This is a genomic window from Streptomyces sp. NPDC005408 (assembly GCF_040606445.1).
Classification (GTDB): Bacteria; Actinomycetota; Actinomycetes; order Streptomycetales; family Streptomycetaceae; genus Streptomyces.
In genome coordinates this window covers 88297-107134 of the sequence record NZ_JBEXEX010000022.1, presented here as the reverse complement: position 1 = coordinate 107134, position 18838 = coordinate 88297, and the positions used below count along the sequence as shown (strand labels likewise).

At 69.6% G+C, this 18838-nt stretch carries 17 protein-coding genes and 2 tRNA genes; 9 read left to right on the top strand and 10 right to left on the bottom strand.

The window, feature by feature from the left end:
- Positions 1–77: 77 nt before the first annotated feature.
- The 3 genes from aroA to ABZS64_RS21690 all read left to right on the top strand — a co-directional run bounded on the left by aroA (position 78) and on the right by ABZS64_RS21690 (position 2831).
- On the top strand, positions 78–1394 hold the full coding sequence (gene aroA / locus ABZS64_RS21700; RefSeq protein WP_355831902.1) for a 3-phosphoshikimate 1-carboxyvinyltransferase: 1317 nt from the start codon (positions 78–80) through the stop codon (positions 1392–1394).
- Between the two features lie 6 nt (positions 1395–1400).
- The gene (gene rsgA, locus ABZS64_RS21695) at positions 1401–2414 is read left to right on the top strand and encodes a ribosome small subunit-dependent GTPase A (RefSeq protein WP_355831899.1); all 1014 of its coding nucleotides are present in this window, start codon (positions 1401–1403) and stop codon (positions 2412–2414) included.
- A 93-nt stretch (positions 2415–2507) separates the two neighbouring features.
- Positions 2508–2831 (top strand): multidrug efflux SMR transporter, encoded by a 324-nt coding sequence (locus tag ABZS64_RS21690; protein WP_355831950.1) that lies wholly within the window; start codon positions 2508–2510, stop codon positions 2829–2831.
- Here ABZS64_RS21690 and ABZS64_RS21685 read toward each other — a convergent pair.
- Complete coding sequence (locus ABZS64_RS21685) at positions 2797–3438, bottom strand: TetR/AcrR family transcriptional regulator (protein WP_355831896.1); 642 nt, start codon at positions 3436–3438, stop codon at positions 2797–2799. The two genes, ABZS64_RS21690 and ABZS64_RS21685, sit on opposite strands and share 35 nt — an antisense overlap.
- A 173-nt stretch (positions 3439–3611) precedes the next feature.
- Between ABZS64_RS21685 and hisN the strand changes: the two genes are divergently transcribed.
- Both hisN and ABZS64_RS21675 read left to right on the top strand, forming a co-directional pair.
- Complete coding sequence (hisN, locus tag ABZS64_RS21680) at positions 3612–4412, top strand: histidinol-phosphatase (RefSeq protein ID WP_355831893.1); 801 nt, start codon at positions 3612–3614, stop codon at positions 4410–4412.
- A 171-nt stretch (positions 4413–4583) separates the two neighbouring features.
- Positions 4584–4985, top strand: a complete 402-nt coding sequence (locus tag ABZS64_RS21675; protein ID WP_355831891.1) for a CBS domain-containing protein — start codon at positions 4584–4586, stop codon at positions 4983–4985.
- 101 nt (positions 4986–5086) lie between these two features.
- On the opposite strand, the gene ABZS64_RS21670 is transcribed toward ABZS64_RS21675, so the two are convergent.
- Positions 5087–6556, bottom strand: coding sequence for a catalase (locus ABZS64_RS21670; protein ID WP_355831888.1), 1470 nt, complete (start codon positions 6554–6556; stop codon positions 5087–5089).
- 125 nt (positions 6557–6681) lie between these two features.
- On the opposite strand from ABZS64_RS21670, the gene ABZS64_RS21665 reads away from it, so the two are divergent.
- Entirely contained in the window at positions 6682–7098 is a 417-nt protein-coding gene (locus ABZS64_RS21665; RefSeq protein ID WP_355831886.1) for a Fur family transcriptional regulator, read from the top strand.
- A gap of 80 nt (positions 7099–7178) precedes the next feature.
- On the opposite strand, the gene ABZS64_RS21660 is transcribed toward ABZS64_RS21665, so the two are convergent.
- The 4 genes from ABZS64_RS21660 to ABZS64_RS21645 all read right to left on the bottom strand — a co-directional run bounded on the left by ABZS64_RS21660 (position 7179) and on the right by ABZS64_RS21645 (position 12631).
- Positions 7179–7252 (bottom strand) — tRNA-Met (locus ABZS64_RS21660).
- A gap of 79 nt (positions 7253–7331) precedes the next feature.
- Positions 7332–9377, bottom strand: coding sequence for a tetratricopeptide repeat protein (locus tag ABZS64_RS21655; RefSeq protein WP_355831883.1), 2046 nt, complete (start codon positions 9375–9377; stop codon positions 7332–7334).
- Between the two features lie 202 nt (positions 9378–9579).
- Positions 9580–9653, bottom strand: a tRNA-Met gene (locus ABZS64_RS21650).
- 62 nt (positions 9654–9715) lie between these two features.
- Positions 9716–12631, bottom strand: coding sequence for a UPF0182 family protein (locus ABZS64_RS21645; protein WP_355831947.1), 2916 nt, complete (start codon positions 12629–12631; stop codon positions 9716–9718).
- A gap of 136 nt (positions 12632–12767) precedes the next feature.
- Here ABZS64_RS21645 and ABZS64_RS21640 point away from each other — a divergent pair, with 136 nt between their 5' ends.
- A complete protein-coding gene (locus ABZS64_RS21640) occupies positions 12768–13325 on the top strand; it encodes a PPA1309 family protein (RefSeq protein WP_355831881.1) in 558 nt (185 codons plus the stop codon).
- 103 nt (positions 13326–13428) lie between these two features.
- Here ABZS64_RS21640 and ABZS64_RS21635 read toward each other — a convergent pair whose 3' ends face one another.
- The 4 genes from ABZS64_RS21635 to ABZS64_RS21620 form a co-directional block, all read right to left on the bottom strand.
- Positions 13429–14517, bottom strand: a complete 1089-nt coding sequence (locus tag ABZS64_RS21635) for a PDZ domain-containing protein (protein ID WP_355831878.1) — start codon at positions 14515–14517, stop codon at positions 13429–13431.
- A gap of 129 nt (positions 14518–14646) precedes the next feature.
- Positions 14647–14817, bottom strand: coding sequence for a hypothetical protein (locus ABZS64_RS21630; RefSeq protein ID WP_328669025.1), 171 nt, complete (start codon positions 14815–14817; stop codon positions 14647–14649).
- A gap of 137 nt (positions 14818–14954) precedes the next feature.
- Entirely contained in the window at positions 14955–15416 is a 462-nt protein-coding gene (locus tag ABZS64_RS21625; RefSeq protein ID WP_355831874.1) for a molybdenum cofactor biosynthesis protein MoaE, read from the bottom strand.
- Between the two features lie 79 nt (positions 15417–15495).
- Positions 15496–16629, bottom strand: coding sequence for an SDR family oxidoreductase (locus ABZS64_RS21620; protein ID WP_355831871.1), 1134 nt, complete (start codon positions 16627–16629; stop codon positions 15496–15498).
- Between the two features lie 192 nt (positions 16630–16821).
- On the opposite strand from ABZS64_RS21620, the gene ABZS64_RS21615 reads away from it, so the two are divergent.
- The gene (locus ABZS64_RS21615; RefSeq protein WP_355831868.1) at positions 16822–18264 is read left to right on the top strand and encodes a zinc-dependent metalloprotease; all 1443 of its coding nucleotides are present in this window, start codon (positions 16822–16824) and stop codon (positions 18262–18264) included.
- On the top strand, positions 18261–18800 hold the full coding sequence (locus tag ABZS64_RS21610; protein WP_355831865.1) for an NUDIX hydrolase: 540 nt from the start codon (positions 18261–18263) through the stop codon (positions 18798–18800). Before ABZS64_RS21615 ends, ABZS64_RS21610 begins: the two co-directional genes overlap by 4 nt.
- The last annotated feature ends 38 nt before the right edge of the window (positions 18801–18838 follow it).

Genomic DNA, 18838 nt, shown 5'->3' with positions numbered 1-18838 from the left:
TCACGCCCCGGTTACGCCCCTATTTCGCCACTTTTGATCAAGATCCGGGTCTTCTCGGAACCACTAAAGTGATGGCCATGACCGAAAGCTCCGTGCACCCCGCCCTCTGGCCCGCCCCCTTCGCGACCGGAGCCGTCGAAGCGACCGTGACCGTGCCCGGATCCAAATCGGTCACCAACCGGGCGCTGGTGCTGGCCGCCCTCGCAGCCGAACCCGGCTGGCTGCGCCGCCCGCTGCGCTCCCGCGACAGCCTCCTCATGGCGGAGGCCCTGCGCGCGCTGGGCGTCGGCATCGAGGAAGGCGTCGGCCCCGACGGCGAGGGCGAGACCTGGCGCGTGATCCCCGCCGGTCTGCACGGCCCGGCCACGGTCGACGTCGGCAACGCGGGCACGGTCATGCGCTTCCTGCCCCCCGTCGCCGCGCTCGCCGACGGGGCGGTCCGTTTCGACGGCGACCCCCGTTCCTACGAGCGCCCGCTGAACGGCGTGATCGACGCCCTGCGTGTCCTCGGCGCCCGTATCGACGACGACGGCCGCGGCTCGCTCCCCATGACTGTGTTCGGCAGCGGCGCGCTGGACGGCGGCCCGGTCGAGATCGACGCCTCATCGTCCTCACAGTTCGTGAGCGCGCTTCTGCTGTCCGCCCCGCGGTTCAACCAGGGCGTGGAGGTACGGCACATCGGCGGAACGCTCCCCTCCATGCCGCACATCCGGATGACCGTCGACATGCTCCGCGCGGTCGGCGCCCAGGTCGACGAACCCGAGACCGGCGGCGAGCCCAATGTCTGGCGGGTCTCCCCGTCCGCCCTGCTCGGCCGCGATCTGACCGTCGAGCCGGACCTGTCCAACGCCCAGCCGTTCCTCGCCGCCGCGCTGATCACCGGCGGCCGGGTCACCATCCCCGACTGGCCCGAGCGCACCACCCAGCCCGGTGACGCGCTGCGCGGGATCTTCACCGAGATGGGCGGTTCCTGCGAATTGACCGAGTCGGGTCTCACCTTCACCGGCACCGGCCGCATCCACGGTATCGACGTCGACCTCGGCGAAGTCGGCGAGCTGACCCCGGGCATCGCGGCGGTCGCGGCGCTCGCCGACTCCCCCTCCACGCTGCGCGGCGTGGCGCATCTGCGCCTCCACGAGACGGACCGCCTGGCGGCCCTGACCAAGGAGATCAACGAGCTCGGCGGCGATGTGACCGAGACCGAGGACGGGCTGCACATCCGCCCGCGCCCGCTGCACGGCGGCGTGTTCCATACGTACGACGACCACCGGATGGCCACGGCGGGCTCGATCATCGGCCTCGCCGTGGAGGGCGTACAGATCGAGAACGTGGCGACGACCGCCAAGACCCTGCCCGACTTCCCGCAGATGTGGGCCGGAATGCTCGGGGCCTGACGAGACATGCGCCGCTACGGCAAGCACACCGACGAGGACGACATCCGGTCCCGCCCCAATCGCAAGGGCAACCGTCCCCGGACCAACATCCGCCCCAAGCACGAGGACGCGGTCGAGGGCATGGTCCTCACCGTCGACCGGGGGCGGCTCACATGCCTCGTCGACGACCGCGTCGTGATGGCGATGAAGGCCCGCGAACTGGGCCGCAAGGCCGCGGTGGTGGGCGACCGCGTCGGCATCGTCGGCGATCTCTCCGGCGAGAAGGACACCCTCGCCCGCATCGTCCGTATCGAGGAGCGCAAGTCGGTCCTGCGCCGCACGGCCGACGACGACGATCCGTACGAGCGCGTGGTCGTGGCGAATGCCGACCAGCTGGCGATCGTGACGGCACTCGCCGACCCGGAACCGCGCCCGCGCCTGATCGACCGCTGCATCGTCGCTGCGTACGACGGCGGGCTGACCCCTCTGCTCGTACTGACCAAGTCGGATCTGGCCTCGCCCGACGAGCTGCTGGAGAAGTACGGCGCGCTGGGAGTCCCCCATATCGTCACCACCCACGACGAGTTCGTGGACGGCGTCGCCGCCGAGCGGGTCCATGAGCACCTCAAGGGCAGGACCACCGTGTTCGTCGGCCACTCCGGCGTCGGCAAGACGACCCTGGTCAACGCCCTTGTCCCGAAGGAGCGGCGGCGGAGCACCGGCCTCGTCAACGCGGTCACGGGCCGCGGCCGGCACACCACCACATCGGCGCTGGCGCTTCCGCTCGCGGACAAGGAGGGCGGCTGGGTGATCGACACCCCGGGCGTGCGTTCCTTCGGTCTTCACCATGTCGATCCGTCCCGCGTGATCCTCGCCTTCCCGGATCTCGTGCCGGGTACGGAGGGCTGCCCGCGCGCGTGCAGTCACGACGAGCCCGACTGCGCGCTGGACCAATGGGTCGCCGACGGACATGCCGATCCGGCGCGGCTCTATTCGCTGCGACGCCTGCTGGCGACCCGGGAGCGACGCGAGGGGGACTGACTCGTGCACGTTTGCGGTCCCCCGCAGTTGGTAAGTGCATAATCGCACCAAGTCCGACGAAGCAGTCACCGACTGATGCGGGAGGCACAGATCATGGCGTGGCTGCTGGTGGTGGTCGCCGGGATCCTGGAGACGGGTTTCGCGGTCTGCCTCAAACTCTCGCACGGCTTCACCAGACTCTGGCCGACCATCGCCTTCGCCGCCTTCGCGCTGGGAAGCTTCGGCTTGCTGACGCTCGCTCTGAGGAAGCTCGATGTCGGTCCCGCCTACGCGGTGTGGACAGGCATCGGCGCTGCGGGCACCGCGATCTACGGAATGATCTTCCTGGACGACCTGGTGTCCACCCTCAAGATCGTCTCGATCTCGCTGGTGATCATCGGCGTCATCGGTCTCCAGCTGTCGGGCTCGTCTCACTGACGGTTCCGCCCACCGCCTTACGCACCAGCGTTCCGACCCCTTCGCCGACGGGCGCGATCACACAGGACAACGCGAGCCGCGCCGCCAGCTCGCAGCGGTGCGCCACATCGGCCGACTCCTCCTTCGTACGCCCCTCGGCTCTCCCCTGTTCCAGCGCGGCCACCGAGCGGTCCCGTACGGCCGCGACCAGATCCGCGGGTGACGGCGGTCCCGCGTCCGCACGCCGCTGGGCGGGCACCCCGGACAGCACGGCACCGCGGCGGGCGGGCCTCGGCGCGGGCAGCCGCTCGCCCCAGCATGCGGTGAGCAGGGCCCGCAGCAGCGGCCTCGCGCATGCCTCGGCGACGGTCCACTCGGCGACGGAAACCAGCCGGTCCCCGGCCCCGGCCTGCTCGGCCAGCAGCCGCTCCACACCGTGGAGATACGTGTCGGCCTCGCGCCTCACCAGCGCCCGGGCAAGTCCGTCCTTGCTGCCGAACTCGTTGTAGAGGGTCTGCCGCGAGACCCCGGCGGCGGAGGCGACATCGACCATCCGCACCCCCGACCAGGGCACATCGGCAAGCGCCGCGAGAGCGGCGTTCAGCAAGGACTCGCGCGCTGTAGGCATCGTCGCCTCCCCGGCCGTGCGGCTCTACGGCCGTGCGCCTGCGAGGCCGTGCGGCACTGCGCTCAGAGTTGACGCGCGGCCATCCCCTGTCAATAGCCATGCCGGACAGGGCCTGGGCTCGGCCTGGCCAGGGCCCAAGGACGGCCCCCTTGAGCCCCGATAGAGTGACGACCATGCCCGACTACCACGACGATCTGCGTCTTGCCCATGTCCTCGCGGACGCTGCCGACGCCGCCACGATGGCCCGGTTCAAGGCTCTGGACCTGAAGGTCGAGACCAAGCCGGACATGACGCCGGTGAGCGAGGCCGACAAGGCGGCGGAGGAGCTGATCCGCGGACAGCTCCAGCGGGCACGGCCGCGTGACGCGATCCTCGGCGAGGAGTACGGCATCGAGGGAACGGGCCCGCGGCGCTGGGTGATCGACCCGATCGACGGCACGAAGAACTATGTGCGCGGAGTGCCGGTCTGGGCGACGCTGATCTCACTGATGGTGCAGGGCGAGGGCGGCTACCAGCCCGTCGTGGGCGTGGTGTCGGCCCCGGCGCTGGGCCGCCGCTGGTGGGCCGCGCAGGGCGGAGGCGCGTACACCGGGCGCAGCCTGAGCTCGGCGAGCCGGCTGCGGGTCTCCAAGGTCGGCCGGATCCAGGACGCCTCGTTCGCGTACTCCTCACTGAGCGGCTGGGAGGAGCAGGGGCGGCTCGACGGCTTCCTCGATCTGACCCGGGCCTGCTGGCGCACCCGCGGCTATGGCGACTTCTGGCCGTACATGATGGTCGCCGAGGGTTCGGTGGACATCTGTGCCGAGCCGGAGCTCTCGCTGTGGGACATGGCGGCGACGGCGATCGTCGTCCAGGAGGCGGGCGGATCCTTCACGGGCCTGGACGGACGCCCTGGTCCGCACAGTGGCAACGCCGCCGCGTCGAACGGTCTGCTCCACGAGGAGCTGCTGGGCTATCTCAACCAGCGCTACTGAGGGTCGACCGACCGTCAACCGGCGGACAACTGGCGGGTATATACACCCTTTTCCGTCCGTGCGTGCCCCCTTGCTGCCCTGCCGCAGGGCTGCGACTCTGAGAGTCCCCCCACTTGTGAACTTGTGAATCGGTTCCCGAACAACCGATCCACCAAGGAGGTGGCTCCATTCATGCTCGTCCGTGACGCCATGAGCACGGTGGTCCTCACCATCGGACCCGCACACACACTCCGCCAGGCGGCCCGCCTGATGGCCGCGCGCCGTATCGGCGCCGCCGTCGTCCTCGACACCGACGCCGGCGGCCTCGGCATTCTGACCGAGCGCGACATCCTGAACTCGGTGGGTACGGGGCAGGACCCCGATCTGGAGACCGCCGGGACCCACACCACCACCGACGTCGTCTTCGCCGCACCCTCGTGGACCCTGGAGGAGGCCGCGGAGGCCATGACACACGGCGGCTTCCGGCATCTGATCGTGCTCGACAACGACGGGCCCGTCGGCATCGTCTCCGTACGCGACATCATCCGCTGCTGGGCCCCGGCCAGGCGGCATCCGGCGACGCTCGCCGGCTAGCGGAGAGCGGACACAGGACGCAGACAAAGGACAGCGGACATACGGAAGGGCCGGACCCCCCTGGACAGGGATCCGGCCCTCCGTACTACGGCAAGCACCCGTCAGCCACGCAGGGCCTGGACCGCGGCCTCCAGCCGCTTACCGAAGTCTCCGTCGGCGTGACGGAAGTTGTTGACCGCGCGCTCGGCGATGTCGTCGCGCGACACCTTCGCGATGAACCCGGCGAGGTTCTCGATCAGGCGGCCCTTCTCGTCCTCCGACATCAGCCGGTAGAGGTTGCCCGCCTGCACGAAGTCGTTGTCCTCGGCGTGCGAGGGAGCCTCGTGGTTGCCCGTGCCGCCGGCGACGGCGGTCGACACCCACAGCGGCCTGTCCGTCTGGAACGGGCCGCCGAAGCTGTTCGGCTCGTAGTTCTTGGCGCCCTTGTGGCGGCCGTCGTACAGGTAGCCGTCACGGCTGTTCGTGCGCGCCTCGGTGGCGTGCGGGCGGTTCACCGGCAGGTGGTCGGCGTTGATGCCGACGCGGTAGCGGTGGGCGTCGCCGTACGCGAAGAGACGGCCCTGGAGCATCTTGTCCGGGGAGGGACCGATGCCCGGCACGAAGTGCGCGGGGCTGAAGATGGACTGCTCGACCTCGGCGAAGATGTTCTCCGGGTTGCGGTTGAGCTCCAGCTTGCCGATCTCGATCGGCGGGTAGTCCTCGTGCGGCCAGACCTTGGTCAGGTCGAACGGGTTGAAGCGGTAGTTGGCCGCCTCGGACGCCGGCATGATCTGCACCTGCACGGTCCAGGACGGGAAGTCACCGCGCTCGATGGCCTCGCGCAGGTCACGCTGGTGCGAGTCCGGGTCCTCACCGGCGAGCTTCGCGGCCTCTTCCGAGGTCAGGTTCTTGATCCCCTGGTCGGTCTTGAAGTGGTACTTGACCCAGAAGACCTCGCCGGCCTCATTGTTCCACTGGTACGTGTGCGAGCCGTAGCCGTTCAGGTGGCGCAGCGTCGCGGGGATGCCGCGGTCGCCGAAGAGCCAGGTCACCTGGTGCGTCGACTCGGGGCTCAGACCCCAGAAGTCCCACACGTTGTCGGCTTCCTGCGAGCCGGTGTACGGGTCGCGCTTCTGCGTGTGGATGAAGTCGGGGAACTTGATGGCGTCCTTGATGAAGAACACCGGGGTGTTGTTGCCGACGAGGTCGTAGTTGCCCTCTTCGGTGTAGAACTTCAGCGCAAAGCCGCGGGGGTCACGCACCGCGTCCGCCGAGCCGAGGTTGCCGGCCACGGTGGAGAACCGGAGGAAGGTCTCGGTCTGCTTGCCGACCTCGGAGAGGAACTTCGCGCGCGTCCACTGCGACACATCGCGGGTCAGCGTGAAGGTGCCGTACGCACCGGCACCGCGCGCGTGCACGATGCGCTCCGGGATGCGCTCACGGTTGAAGTGGGCGAGCTTCTCGAGCAGCAGCTGGTCCTGAGCCAGGACCGGCCCACCGACGCCCGCGGTCTCGCTGTTCTGGTTGTCGGCGACCGGCGCGCCGGCCTCCGTGGTGAGCGGTCCCTGCGTCACGTGCGCCTCCTGCGTCATTCCTGCAAGTCCTGTCCTTGGCCAGTGCCAGCCCCGATCCTACAATGGACTTTGTCTAAGTCAAGTGCCCATCCAAAGTCACACTCGTTCGGGACCTGGTTCCCTTCGCTGTTAGGCTTGTCGTTATGAGTGACCTGTTGGAACGACTTCGCGGACGCGGCTGGCGCATGACGGCACAGCGGCGTGTCGTGGCTGAGGTCCTCGACGGCGACCATGTCCACCTGACCGCCGACGAGGTGCACGCGCGTGCCGTGACGAGGCTGCCCGAGATCTCCCGGGCGACGGTGTACAACACACTGGGCGAGCTGGTCAGCCTCGGCGAGGTCCTCGAAGTCTCGACGGACCGCCGCGCCAAGCGGTACGACCCGAACGCGCACCGCCCGCACCAGCACCTGGTCTGCGCCCAGTGCGGCGCGATCCGAGACGTCCACCCCGCGGGCAACCCGCTGGCGGACCTCCCGGACGCGGAGCGCTTCGGCTTCACGATCTCGGACGTCGAGGTGACGTACCGGGGCACGTGCCCGAACTGCGCGTCAGCCTGAGGGGTTGCGCCCGCCACCGGCCTGCACCCGGAAACGACGAAGGGCCCGGATCCTATGGATCCGGGCCCTTCGACTATCAGTAGCGGGGACAGGATTTGAACCTGCGACCTCTGGGTTATGAGCCCAGCGAGCTACCGAGCTGCTCCACCCCGCGTCGGTGAACACAACATTACGTCACCCCGCCGACCAGCGCAAATCGGTATTCGTCTCACCATCCGCCCCTCCGTCCGCCGCTACGCCGTGAGCTCCTGGTGGAGCGCCTCGCGCAGCCGAGCCGCACGCTCCGCCACCTCGGCAGGACCCAGCTCGACGGCACGTGCGCACCACCGCTGCCCCTCGGTCAGCTCGCCCCTGCGGGCTGCAAGGAGGGCAAGGCGCAGCGCAGCCCGGCCGTGCCCCGCGCGGGCCGCACGGGTCCACCACAGAGCCGCCTCGCGCTCATTTCCCTCGCGGGCGAGCAGCAGCCCGAGGTTGAACGCGCCGTTGCGGCTGCCCGCCTCGGCGGCCTCCCGGTACCAGCGTGCGGCGTCGGCCATGTCGCCGCGGGCGGCGGCGAGCATTCCGACCCGTACCTGGGCACGGCGGTGCCCCTGCTCGGCGGCACGCTCGTACCACTCCTCGCATTCGCTCTTCTCCGCCATCGGCTCGCCGAGCGCGGGCGGCCCGGGCGGCGGCTGGCGGGAGTCGAGCACGGTGGCGAGCCGGAACGCGGCCTCAGCGCTGCCGCCGCCCGCCGCGCACCGCAGATGGCGCTCGGCGGCCTGCTCGTCACCGTCCCTGAGCAGCGCGATGCCGACCTGGAGGGCGGCCTCCGTGTGACCGGCGGCCGCCGCCCGCTCGTACCAGGACAGGGCCGTACGGTCGTCGTCCCGGCCGACGTAGAGGATGCCCAGATTGAAGGCGGCGTCGACGCTTCCGGCCTCGGCAGCCTTGGAGAACCACGGCTCGGCACCGGTCGCGTCCCCGGCCTGCAGCAGCAGTACGGCGAGCGCGTTGGCGGCCTCGCGGTGACCCGCGTAGGCGGCGCGGCGATACCACTGCTCGGCCTGCGGCGTACGGTCCTGGGCAGCGCAGAGCAGCCCCAGGTTGTACGCGCCGTTGACGTCACCCGCGTCCATGGCAGCGCGGTACCAGCGCTCGGCGGTCTGCTGCTGGCCACGGGCAGCATGCAGGGCGCCGAGGGCGTTGGCGGCATTGCCGTCACCGTCCTGGGCGGCACGCAGCCACCACACTGCGGCGCTCTCCTCGTCGCCGGCGTCGCGCAGCAGGAAGCCGAGCGCGCAGGCGGCGCGGGCCTCGCCGTCCTTGGCGGAGGAGAGGTACCAGCGACCGGCCTCCTTGAGCTCGCCACGCTTCTCCAGGATCGCCCCGAGGTGCAGCGCGGCCCGCCGATGCCCACGGGCGGCGGCCTGCCGGTACCACTGAGCGGCCTCGTCGAGTACGGACAGCTCGCCGTCCTCGTCGCTGGCGGGCGTACCAGCCGCAGCAGCAGCGGCGCCACCAGCAGAAGCCGTACCAATAGCCGCGTCCGACGCACGCGAAACCGCAGCGGCAGCCGCAGCCGGGGCCGCGTCCCCGCAGGCCCGCGCTCCCGCCGTGCCTTCCGCGCGCCCCATCACCGGGCCCACGTCACCACCCGCGCGGGCCTCCTCCGCCGCCCGGCGCTCCAGCGTGCGGGCCAGCCGGTAGGCCGCCTCACGGTGTCCCTGCTCCGCCGCGGCGCGCAGCCAGCGCTCCGCGCCCACATCGCTGCGGTGCTCCAGCAGGTCGGCGAGGGCGTAGGCGCCCAGCGCGTGCCCATGCTCGGCGGACTGGCGCAGCCAGTACTCCGCCGCGGGCTCGTCGCCGCGCTCACGGAAGTGCCGCCCCAGCGCATGCGCGGCGGCCGCGGAACCGGCAACGGCGGCGATACGCCACCACCCGGCCGCCTCGTCGGCGTATCCGCGCTGGTGGAGCAGGACACCCAGGTTGTTGGCGGCGGCGCGGTCGCCCTCGGCGGTCGCGGCACGCAGATAGGGCTCGGCGCCGTCGAGGTCGCCGCGGCGAAGCAGCAGCGCGCCGAGCACGCTCATCGACGCGGTGTCGCCGCGTTCGGCCGCGCGCCGGTGCCGTGCCTCGGCCCCGGCGGTCTCCACCGAGTCGGCACTTTCACCGCTGCCGGCACTGTCAACGTTGTCAGCGGCTTCGGCAGAACTGATCGCATCTGCCACGTTTCCGGCATGCCGCTGCACAAACCGCCCTGTCTCCAACAGAGTTGCCCTGTCCCCCATAAATTCCATCGTCGCACCACCTGCAACCCGCGTACACCTGGTATACCGCAGCCAGTGAGGTCACTTCAGCGTTTTGTCGACATGCCCACAGAGAGATAAGTCAAACACGCCGAACCCCAACTCACGCCACGCGGCACACAGTTCTCACCGGCAGCACATACGCACGAAGAGGGCCCGGATCCTCAAAGGATCCGGGCCCTCTTCATTTCAGTAGCGGGGACAGGATTTGAACCTGCGACCTCTGGGTTATGAGCCCAGCGAGCTACCGAGCTGCTCCACCCCGCGTCGTTGTGTTGCAACCGTACCACGACGCGGGATGGTGCCTGCTCAGCCTCCTTCGGCCACCGTCAGCCGCCCTTGGACGGCGGGGCCGTCGGAGTGGGCTTGGCCTGTGCCTCGGAGAGCCTGCGCAGCGCGTCGTCAAGTGCCTCCTGAGCCCTGCCGTACGCCTCCCAGTCCTTCGGGTCCTTCGCGAGCGCCGCCTCGGCGTCCTGGTGCGCCTTCAGGGCGTCCGCGATGGCCGCCCTCGTCGCCGCGTCACCGGTCGCCGGTGGCGTGGTGGTGCCCGGTGGCGGGGTCGTCGTCGGCGGTGGCTGCTCGGCGCCGGCCGTCGCGAAGGCGGCGTCGAGTGCGGCCGTGAGGCTGTCCTTGAAGACCGGCTTGCCTCCGCCGTAGGCGACGGCAACCTTCTTCAGCAGCGGGTAGTTCGCGCTGCCGCCTCGGGCGTACACCGGCTCGATGTAGAGGAACCCGCCGTCGAGCGGCACCGTCAGCAGGTTGCCGTACTCGATGTCCGAATCGGTGCCTCTGAGGTTTCTGACGAACTCGGCGACATCGTCATTGCCGTTGAGCTCACTCTGCACCTGTTGTGGACCTTGCACGGTCTCGGTGACTCTCAACAGCCTTATCGTGCCGTACTTCTCGCTGTTGGCATCGGCGTCGACCGACATGAACGCGCCCAGGTTGGGGCGTCCGGCCGGCGTGAACGTCGTCGTCAGCGAGAACTTCTGCGTCTTATCGCCCGGCATCTTCAGGCTCAGATAGTACGGCGGGACGGCGCTGGTGTCCTTGTTCGTCGGGTCGTCCGGCACCTGCCAGGCGTCCGAGCCGCTGTAGAACTGCTCCGGCTCGGTGACGTGGTACCGGGTGAGCAGCTCGCGCTGCACCTTGAACATGTCCTGCGGGTACCGCAGATGGGCCTTGAGCGAGGGCGAGATCTCGTCCTTCGCCTTCACCGTGCCCGGGAACGCCTTCATCCAGGTCTTGAGCACCGGGTCCTGGGTGTCCCACTGGTACAGGTTGACCGTGCCGTCGTACGCGTCGACGGTCGCCTTCACCGAGTTCCGGATGTAGTTGACCTGGTTCTGCTGGGCGACGACCGCGCGCTGATTGGTGGTCAGCGAGTCGGCGGTGGTCTCACCCAGCGTCGTACGCGAGGCGTAGGGGTAGCCGTTGGTCGTGGTGTACGCGTCGACGATCCACTGGATGCGGCCGTCGACGACCGCCGGGTAGGCATCGCCGTCGATGGTCAGCCAGGGGGCGACCGCTTCGACGCGCTCCTTGGGCGTGCGGTTGTACAGAATCCGCGAGCCCTCGCCGACGGCTCCCGAGTACAGGATCTGCGGCTCGCTGAAGGCGACGGCGTAGGCCGCGCGGTTCAGCGGGTTGGAGAGATTGACGCCGCTCTTGCCCTTGTAGCTCGTGTACTTGGTGGGGCCGACGCTCGCCTCGTAGTCGAGCTCCTTCTGCGGGCCGCCGACGATGGAGTACTGCTCGGTCTTCTCGCCGTAGTAGATCCGCTGCTCGTACTTGGGGAACTGGTCGCCGGTGGGCATGCCGGACTCGGTGAAGTCGGGCGAGCCGACGGTGCCCTTGTCCGGGTCCGTGATGGTGTTCGTGCCCTTGGCCGCGATCGCGCCGTAGCCATGGGTGTAGGTGAAATGGTCATTGATCCAGTTGCGCTTCTGGATGCCCTTGATGTTGAGCTCGCGCAGACCGATGACGGTGTCCTGCGGCTTGCCGTCGGGGCCGGTGTACCGGTCCACGTCGAGGGTCGCCGGGAACTGGTAGTACTTGCGCTCCTGCTGGAGCTGCTGGAAGGCGGGCGAGACGACGTTCGAGTCGACAAGTCGGTAGCTGGCCGCCGTGGGGGCGGCAGCTCGCTGCTGAGCCTTCCGCTTGGTGTCGCCCTTGCCGGAGTAGTCCTCCGGGTTGGCCTTGTCGATGCCGTACGCGTGGCGCGTGGCCTCGATGTTCTTCTTGATGTACGGACTTTCCTTGGCCTGCTCGTTCGGCTGGACCTGGAACTTCTGCACGATCGCCGGGTAGAGGCCGCCGATGAGGATCGCGGACAGGACCATCAGCCCGAAACCGATCACCGGGAGCTGCCAGGTGCGGCGCCACAGGGTCGCGAAGAACAGCACGGCGCAGATGACGGCGATGCAGAAGAGGATCGTCTTCGCGGGGAGGTAGGCGTTGGCGTCGACGTACCGAAGGCCCGTCCAGTTACCGGTGGCCTTGAAGTCGCTGGACTTCACCGCCAGGCCGTACCGGTCGAGCCAGTACGCCACGGCCTTGAGCGACACGAAGACGCCGAGCAGCACCGAGAGATGCCCGGTCGCCGCGCCGGTCGCCCGCGCGCCGGGGCTGGTGATGCGCAGCCCGCCGTACAGATAGTGCGTAAGGGCGGCGGCGATCAGAGAGAGCACAGCGGCCGCGAAGCCGAAGCCGAGCAGGAACCGGTACCAGGGCAGATCGAACGCGTAGAACGACACGTCCATCTGGAACTGCGGGTCCTTCTGGCCGAAGGGGACGCCGTTGACCCACATCAGCCAGGTCCGCCACTGGCCGGTGGCGGAGGCTCCCGCGATCAGCCCGACGAGAGCGGTGATCGCGAGGAGCACCCACTTCTTGTACGGCGCAATGCCCATCCGGTACCGGTCGAGGCTCTGCTGCTCCAGCGACATCGCGCTCAGCGGCGGGCGCAGCCGGTGGGCGAGCCAGATGTTGACGCCGACGGCCGCGGCCATCAGCAGTCCGAAGACGGCGAACAGTCCGACCTTGGTCCACAGGGTGGTGGTGAAGACGGAGGAGTAGTGAACCGATCGGTACCAGAGCCAGTCGGTCCAGAACCCGGCGAACATGACGAACGCCATGGCCAGAACGGCCAGGACGCCCAGTGTCATGAGCAGGGTGCGGACACGCCGGGACGGGCGGCCCACTCTGATCCGTGGCCCGGTCGGGCCTCCGCCGCGGTCCGGCATCTGGAAAGCCAACGTGCGCACCTCGAAGTTCGCGGTCGTGTGAAACGGGCCCCGCGATCGTAGAGCCCACTACTGCAACTTACTGAGGCTTTACCTAGTTCCCGTCTTGGGGTCGGAAGGAGGCAGGATGTTGGGCATGTCCAACGTTTCTCCTTCAGGCCCTCCGATGGCCGCGAGCCCGCTGACCCGCGCCGTGCTCGAAATCGACGAGTACGCGTCCGGGCTCGGCTGGGACCAGCCGGCCAGGCTCTTCGCGCTCGTCGACACCGCGCAACTGCGCTCCCAGGAGCCGGGCCTCGCGGCCCAGCTCGGCCTCGACGGCGAGGACGCGGCCGCGCCGCTGACGCCGATCGAGCAGGACGAGATCCCGGCCGGCACCCCGCTGGACGAGTTCCTCGCGACGATCGCCTGGCCGGACGCGGTGGCAGGCTGCGCCCTGACGGTGGAGCGCCAGATGCTCCCGCCCTCGGCCGAGTCCTCCGTCCCGGCCGGCCTCAGCGACAAGGCCCTCACCAAGTGGGTCTCGTCCCACCCGGACCGTCAGGAGGTCCGCATGACGGTGGCGGTCCTCCGCGACGGCACCCGCGAATCGGCACTGCGCCTGCGCGAAAAGGACTCCCCTACGGAGGTCCTGACGGGCGGGGCCCTGGTCCCGGGCCTCGCGGAGGCCCTCTCGGCGACGTTCGAGGCGTAGCCCCTCATGCCGACACCGCCGTACCGGGTACGGCGGTGTCGGCAGTCAGCGCTCCGGAAGCGGGCCGAGCGCGGGCTGATCGAAGCCCTGGCAAGGGCGGGGCTCAGCCCGCCGCGCAGCCCACCAGGCCCGCCGTGTTCCCCGAACGGATCTTCTCCAGCGACTTCGCCGCGTCGGCGATCGTGTTCACCTTCACCAACGTCAGCCCGTCCGGAATGTCCGATGCCGCCGCCGCGCAGTTCTCACTCGGCGTCAGGAAGTACTCCGCCCCGGCATTCCGCGCGCCCACCAGCTTCATCTCGATCCCCCCGATCGGGCCGACCTTCCCCGCATCGTCGATCGTCCCGGTGCCCGCGACGAACTTCCCGCCGGTCAGGTCGGCCGGCGTCAGCTTGTCGACGATCCCGAGGGCGAACATCAGCCCCGCACTCGGCCCGCCGACATCGGCCAGATTGATGTCGATGCCGAACGGAAACGTGTGGTCGGTCCCCGCCTGGATGCCGACGATCGCCCGGTCGTCCTTGTCCGCCTTGACCGTGGTGATCGTGATCTTCTCCGTGCCCTCCGGCTCCTTGCCCGCCTTCTCGGCCGCGGCCGCCTCCTTCGCGGGCACGATCGTGAAGACCACGTCCTCACCGGGCTTGTGCTTCACGACCAGCTTCGCGACGTCACCGGGCGCCTTCACCGCCGCACCGTCCACCGCGCGGATCACATCACCCGCATGCAGCCGGTTCTCCGACGGGGTCCCCTTGAGAACCGTCGAGACGACGACGCGCGACTTCACCGGGATCTTCAGCTGCTGCAGCGCCGCGACCTTGGCGCTCTCCTGCGACTGGGTGAACTCCTCGGCGTTCTCCTGTGTCGACTGCTCTTCCGTCTTGCCGTCCGGGTAGAGCGTGTCGTGCGGCACCACCACGTTGTCGTGGGCCAGCCAGCCGTACACCGCCTCGACGAGGTTCATGTTGTAGTCCGCGCCGGTGACCCTGACCGTCGTCATATTGAGATGACCGCTCGTCGGGTACGTCTTGCGGCCGGAGATCTGCAGGACCGGTTCTCCACCGGCCGCGCCGAGCGTGTTGACCGTCGGCCCGGGCGACATCTCCGAATACGGCACTTTGATGAACACCCCGGCGCAGAGCAGCGCGATGAAAATCAGGGTGGAGGCGAGCATCGTCGCGGTGCGGCGTGGCATGGAACGACAGTACGGGACGGGTCTGTCAGTGCACCGCCGGGGCCGGTCCGTACGTGGCATGCTGGCAACTGCGTACGGTCAGCGGCCGGGTCGTCCCGGGGTCAGACGGGTCGGATGGGCCAGAGGACGTCAGGCGGCGTCAGTACCGGAGCCTGCTTTCTCCATCGCGTCGCGAAACCGCGCATAACCGGCAAGCTCGGCAACGTCCCCGGAGGTCCGGTTCCGTGAAGCCCAGCTTCCCCATATCGCAGCACCGACGGCGGCGAAAAGCGGAATCAGCAGCCAAGCAAGTGCCGCCATCGCGACCCCCTTACCCCATGAACGTACTCAACTGAGTGATCAGCAGATTAGTGTCTGCAAGTTCAACGCTCATGGCAGGGGGGCAGTTACGCAAATCGGGGCGCTTGGTAACCCTCCGGGTTTCAGCCGAGCCCGGCTCAGCAGGCGCCGACCCACTCCTCCGTGCCGTCCGAGAACTTCTGGTGCTTCCAGATCGGCACCTCGTGCTTGAGGTCGTCGATCAGCTTCCGGCAGGCCTCGAAGGCCTCCCCGCGGTGCGGGCACGACACGGCGACGACGACCGCCAGATCGCCGACCGCCAAGTCACCCACACGGTGGACCGCGGCAAGCGCCCGAACGGGAAACTCCGCCGTGACCTTCTCGGCGATACGGCGCATCTCGGCCTCTGCCGTGGGATGGCAGGAGTACCCCAGAGTGTCCACATCGGCGCCGCCGTCGTGATTGCGCACGGTGCCGACGAAGAGGGCAGTGCCGCCCGCCGCGTCGTCGCCGACGGCCGCGAAGACCTCATCGAGGGAGAGCGGGGTGTCGCGGATCGCGAGCAGACGGATGGGGTCCTGAGCGGCCTGCTCACCGGGGTGGTCGTACCTGCTTGCCATGCCTTCCATCGTGCCGTACGCCACTGACATCGCGGAATAGCGCATTCGACCGGCCGGGGCAGCTCCGCCTTGGAGCCTCCTACAGACGGCGTCTGGCCTTGCGCGCACGCCGCACCAGCGCGGCCGTACCGAGGAGCGCCACTGTCGCACCCGCGGCGCCCGCCGCAGTCGCGTCCTTGCGGCCGAGGCGGCGGCCCGCGACGGTGTGGCGGCCCTCCACCTCCTCCAGCAGCGCGGCCAGGACCTCCTCATTGGTCCACTGAGGACGCCAGCCCGCGTCGTGGAGACGGCTGACACTGACCACCCAGGGGTGCATCGTGTACGCGAGGTCCCCGGCCGGGGACGGCGTCAGACCGATCCGGTGGAGCCGCGCCGCCGCGCCCAGGGCGACTGCCGATGGCAGCTCCATCCGCCGGATGCCGCTGAGCTCCTCGACCTCCTCCTGTTCGAGCCAGCCGTCGCAGCCGACGGCCAGCTCGCCGTCGACCTTCTCCAGCGCGGCGTACTCCAGAGCGCTCACCAGGTCCTCGACATGGCAGAACTGCCAGGTGGGACGGGATCCGGCGACCACAAGGAGACGTGGCGACTCGAAGTAGCGGGTCAGCGCCGTGTCAGTACCGCCGACCAGGACGGCGGGCCTTACCACCGTCACATTCAGCCCGGGATGCGCGCGCGGCGCGCGGCGGCCCAGGCGTTCGATCTCCAGCAGGTCACCGACGCCCGTGGCCTCGGCGGTGGCGCGCAGCTCTGCGTCCTCCGAGAGGGGGATGTCGTTCTCCGGCAGCGCCCCGTAGACCATCGCCGAAGTGCACAGGACGACCCGGTGCACGCCTGCCGCGGCGGCGGCGGTCAGCACGGTCTGTGTACCGCGCACGTTGTACGCGGTACGGGCGGCCGAGTCGGTCTCCAGGTCGAGGTCGAGCGCCAGGTGCACCACCACGTCCGCACCGCGCAGCTTCTCGGCGATGGCCGGGTCGCGTACGTCGAGAATGTGCCACTGCGCCTCGGCGACCTCGCCCCGGCGCTCGTCGATCGCGATGACCTGCTTGACCTCGTCGGACCCGGCGAGGCGCCGGGTGAGCAGCTCGCCGACGCCCGTGGCGGCACCAGTGACCGCTACGACGGGCCCACGGCCGGCGGACCCGCGGCCCGGGGCCGAGGTCTGGGTTGAGCGGTTTCGCGCTGCGCGAACCTGCGGATCTGGGGAACTCACCAGGCGTCTCCAGCGGTTGTCTTCAGTACGTGAGCGAATGAACGCGTACGTACCAGGTGGCGTCCATCCTGCCGCAGGCCAAAGCTCGGCGGAGCACCGAGCCCATTTGCGGCCCGCATGTCTACGCTGGGTGGTGTTGTCGGGCAGCCGCCGCCGGCAGGAAGCCGGCGGCCCTACGAGCCGAGGAAACCCGTGAGTGACACCCCATTCGGATTCGGCCTTCCGCCGGAGGAGCCGGAGAACGGCGACGAGGGCAAGAAGAAGGATCCCGCCGGAGGTGGCCAGGGCTCCGGCGGGCCTTCCCCCGCCAATCCTTTCGGTTTCGGCTCCGGGGACAGCGCGGACAATCCGTTCGCCGCGATGTTCGGTTCCCTGAACCCGAACGACCTGGGTGCGGCCTTCCAGCAGCTCGGCCAGATGCTGAGCTATGAGGGCGGTCCCGTGAACTGGGACATGGCCAAGCAGATCGCGCGCCAGACGGTCTCCCAGGGCACGCCGGACGGCACCAAGGACCAGAGCGTGGGCCCGGCCGAGCGGACCGCGGTCGAGGAGGCCGTGCGCCTCGCCGATCTCTGGCTGGACGGGGCGACCTCGCTTCCCTCCGGGGCGAACACCGCCGTGGCGTGGAGCCGCGCCGAGTGGGTCGAGGCGACCCTTCCGGCGTGGCAGCAGCTCGTCGACCCGGTCGCCGAACGCGTCGGCCTGGCCATGGGCGATGTGCTGCCCGAGGAGATGCAGGCCATGGCGGGCCCGCTGATCGGCATGATGCGCTCCATGGGCGGCGCGATGTTCGGCCAGCAGATCGGGCAGGCCGTGGGTGTGCTGGCGGGCGAGGTGGTCGGCTCGACCGACATCGGCCTGCCGCTCGGCCCGGCCGGCAAGGCCGCGCTCCTGCCGCTGAACGTCGAGGCGCTCGGCAAGGACCTCGGTGTGCCTAAGGAGGAAGTGCGGCTGTATCTCGCGCTCCGCGAGGCCGCCCACCAGCGGCTTTTCGCGCACGTGCCGTGGCTGCGCTCGCATCTGTTCGGTGCGGTCGAGGCGTACGCACGCGGGATCAAGGTCGACACGAGCAAGCTGGAGGACGTGGTCGGCCAGTTCGACCCGCAGAACCCCGAGCAGCTCCAGGAAGCTCTCCAGCAGGGCATGTTCCAGCCGGAGGACACCCCCGAGCAGAAGGCGTCGCTGGCCCGTCTGGAGACCGCGCTCGCGCTGGTCGAGGGATGGGTGGACGCGGTGGTGCACGAGGCCGCCTCGACCCGGCTGACCTCGGCGGACGCCCTACGCGAGACGCTGCGCAGGCGGCGGGCCTCCGGCGGTCCCGCCGAGCAGACGTTCGCGACGCTGATCGGTCTTCAGCTGCGTCCGCGGCGGCTGCGGGACGCCTCCCGGCTGTGGGCCTCGCTCACCGATGCTCGGGGCGTGGACGGGCGCGACGGCCTGTGGGAGCACCCGGACATGCTGCCGACGGCCGATGATCTCGACGACCCGGACGGCTTCGTCCACCGTGAGCAGCTCGACTTCTCCGAGCTGGACAAGATGCTCGGCGAAGCCGCGAGCGGCAACAAGCCGAATCTCGACAAGGACCTCGGCAAGGACGAGGGCAAGGGCGACGACGAGGGCGACAAGGACAAGTGAGCCTGCACGACGACGCCGTCCTCGTACTGAAGAGCTACGAGGACCAGGAGGAGCTGCGCCGGCTCTATCTGGACCACTTGGCGGCGCATCCCGACGGAATGTGGAAGGCCTGCGAGGCAGGGCATGTCACGGCGAGCGCGCTGGTCGTCGACCCGGAGCGCGGCCGGGTGCTGCTGACCCTGCACAAGAAGCTGGGCATGTGGCTTCAGATGGGCGGCCACTGCGAGCCGGGCGACGCGACGCTGGCGGCCGCCGCGCTGCGCGAGGCCACGGAGGAGTCGGGGATCAGCGGCCTGACGCTGCTGCCCGGTGGCCCCGTACGCCTTGACCGGCATCCCATTCCGGCGCCCTGCCACTGGCATCTCGATGTGCAGTACGCGGCGCTGGCTCCGCCGGGAGCGGTCGAGGAGATCAGCGAGGAGTCGCTGGATCTGCGCTGGTTCGCGTACGACGAGGTGGCGGACGTGGCCGACACGTCGGTCGTACGACTGCTTGAGCTCACGCGAGCGACACTGGTCGCCGGCCGCCGCGCTTGACGACCGATGCATGCGTAAGGGGCGGCCTCCCATGGGGG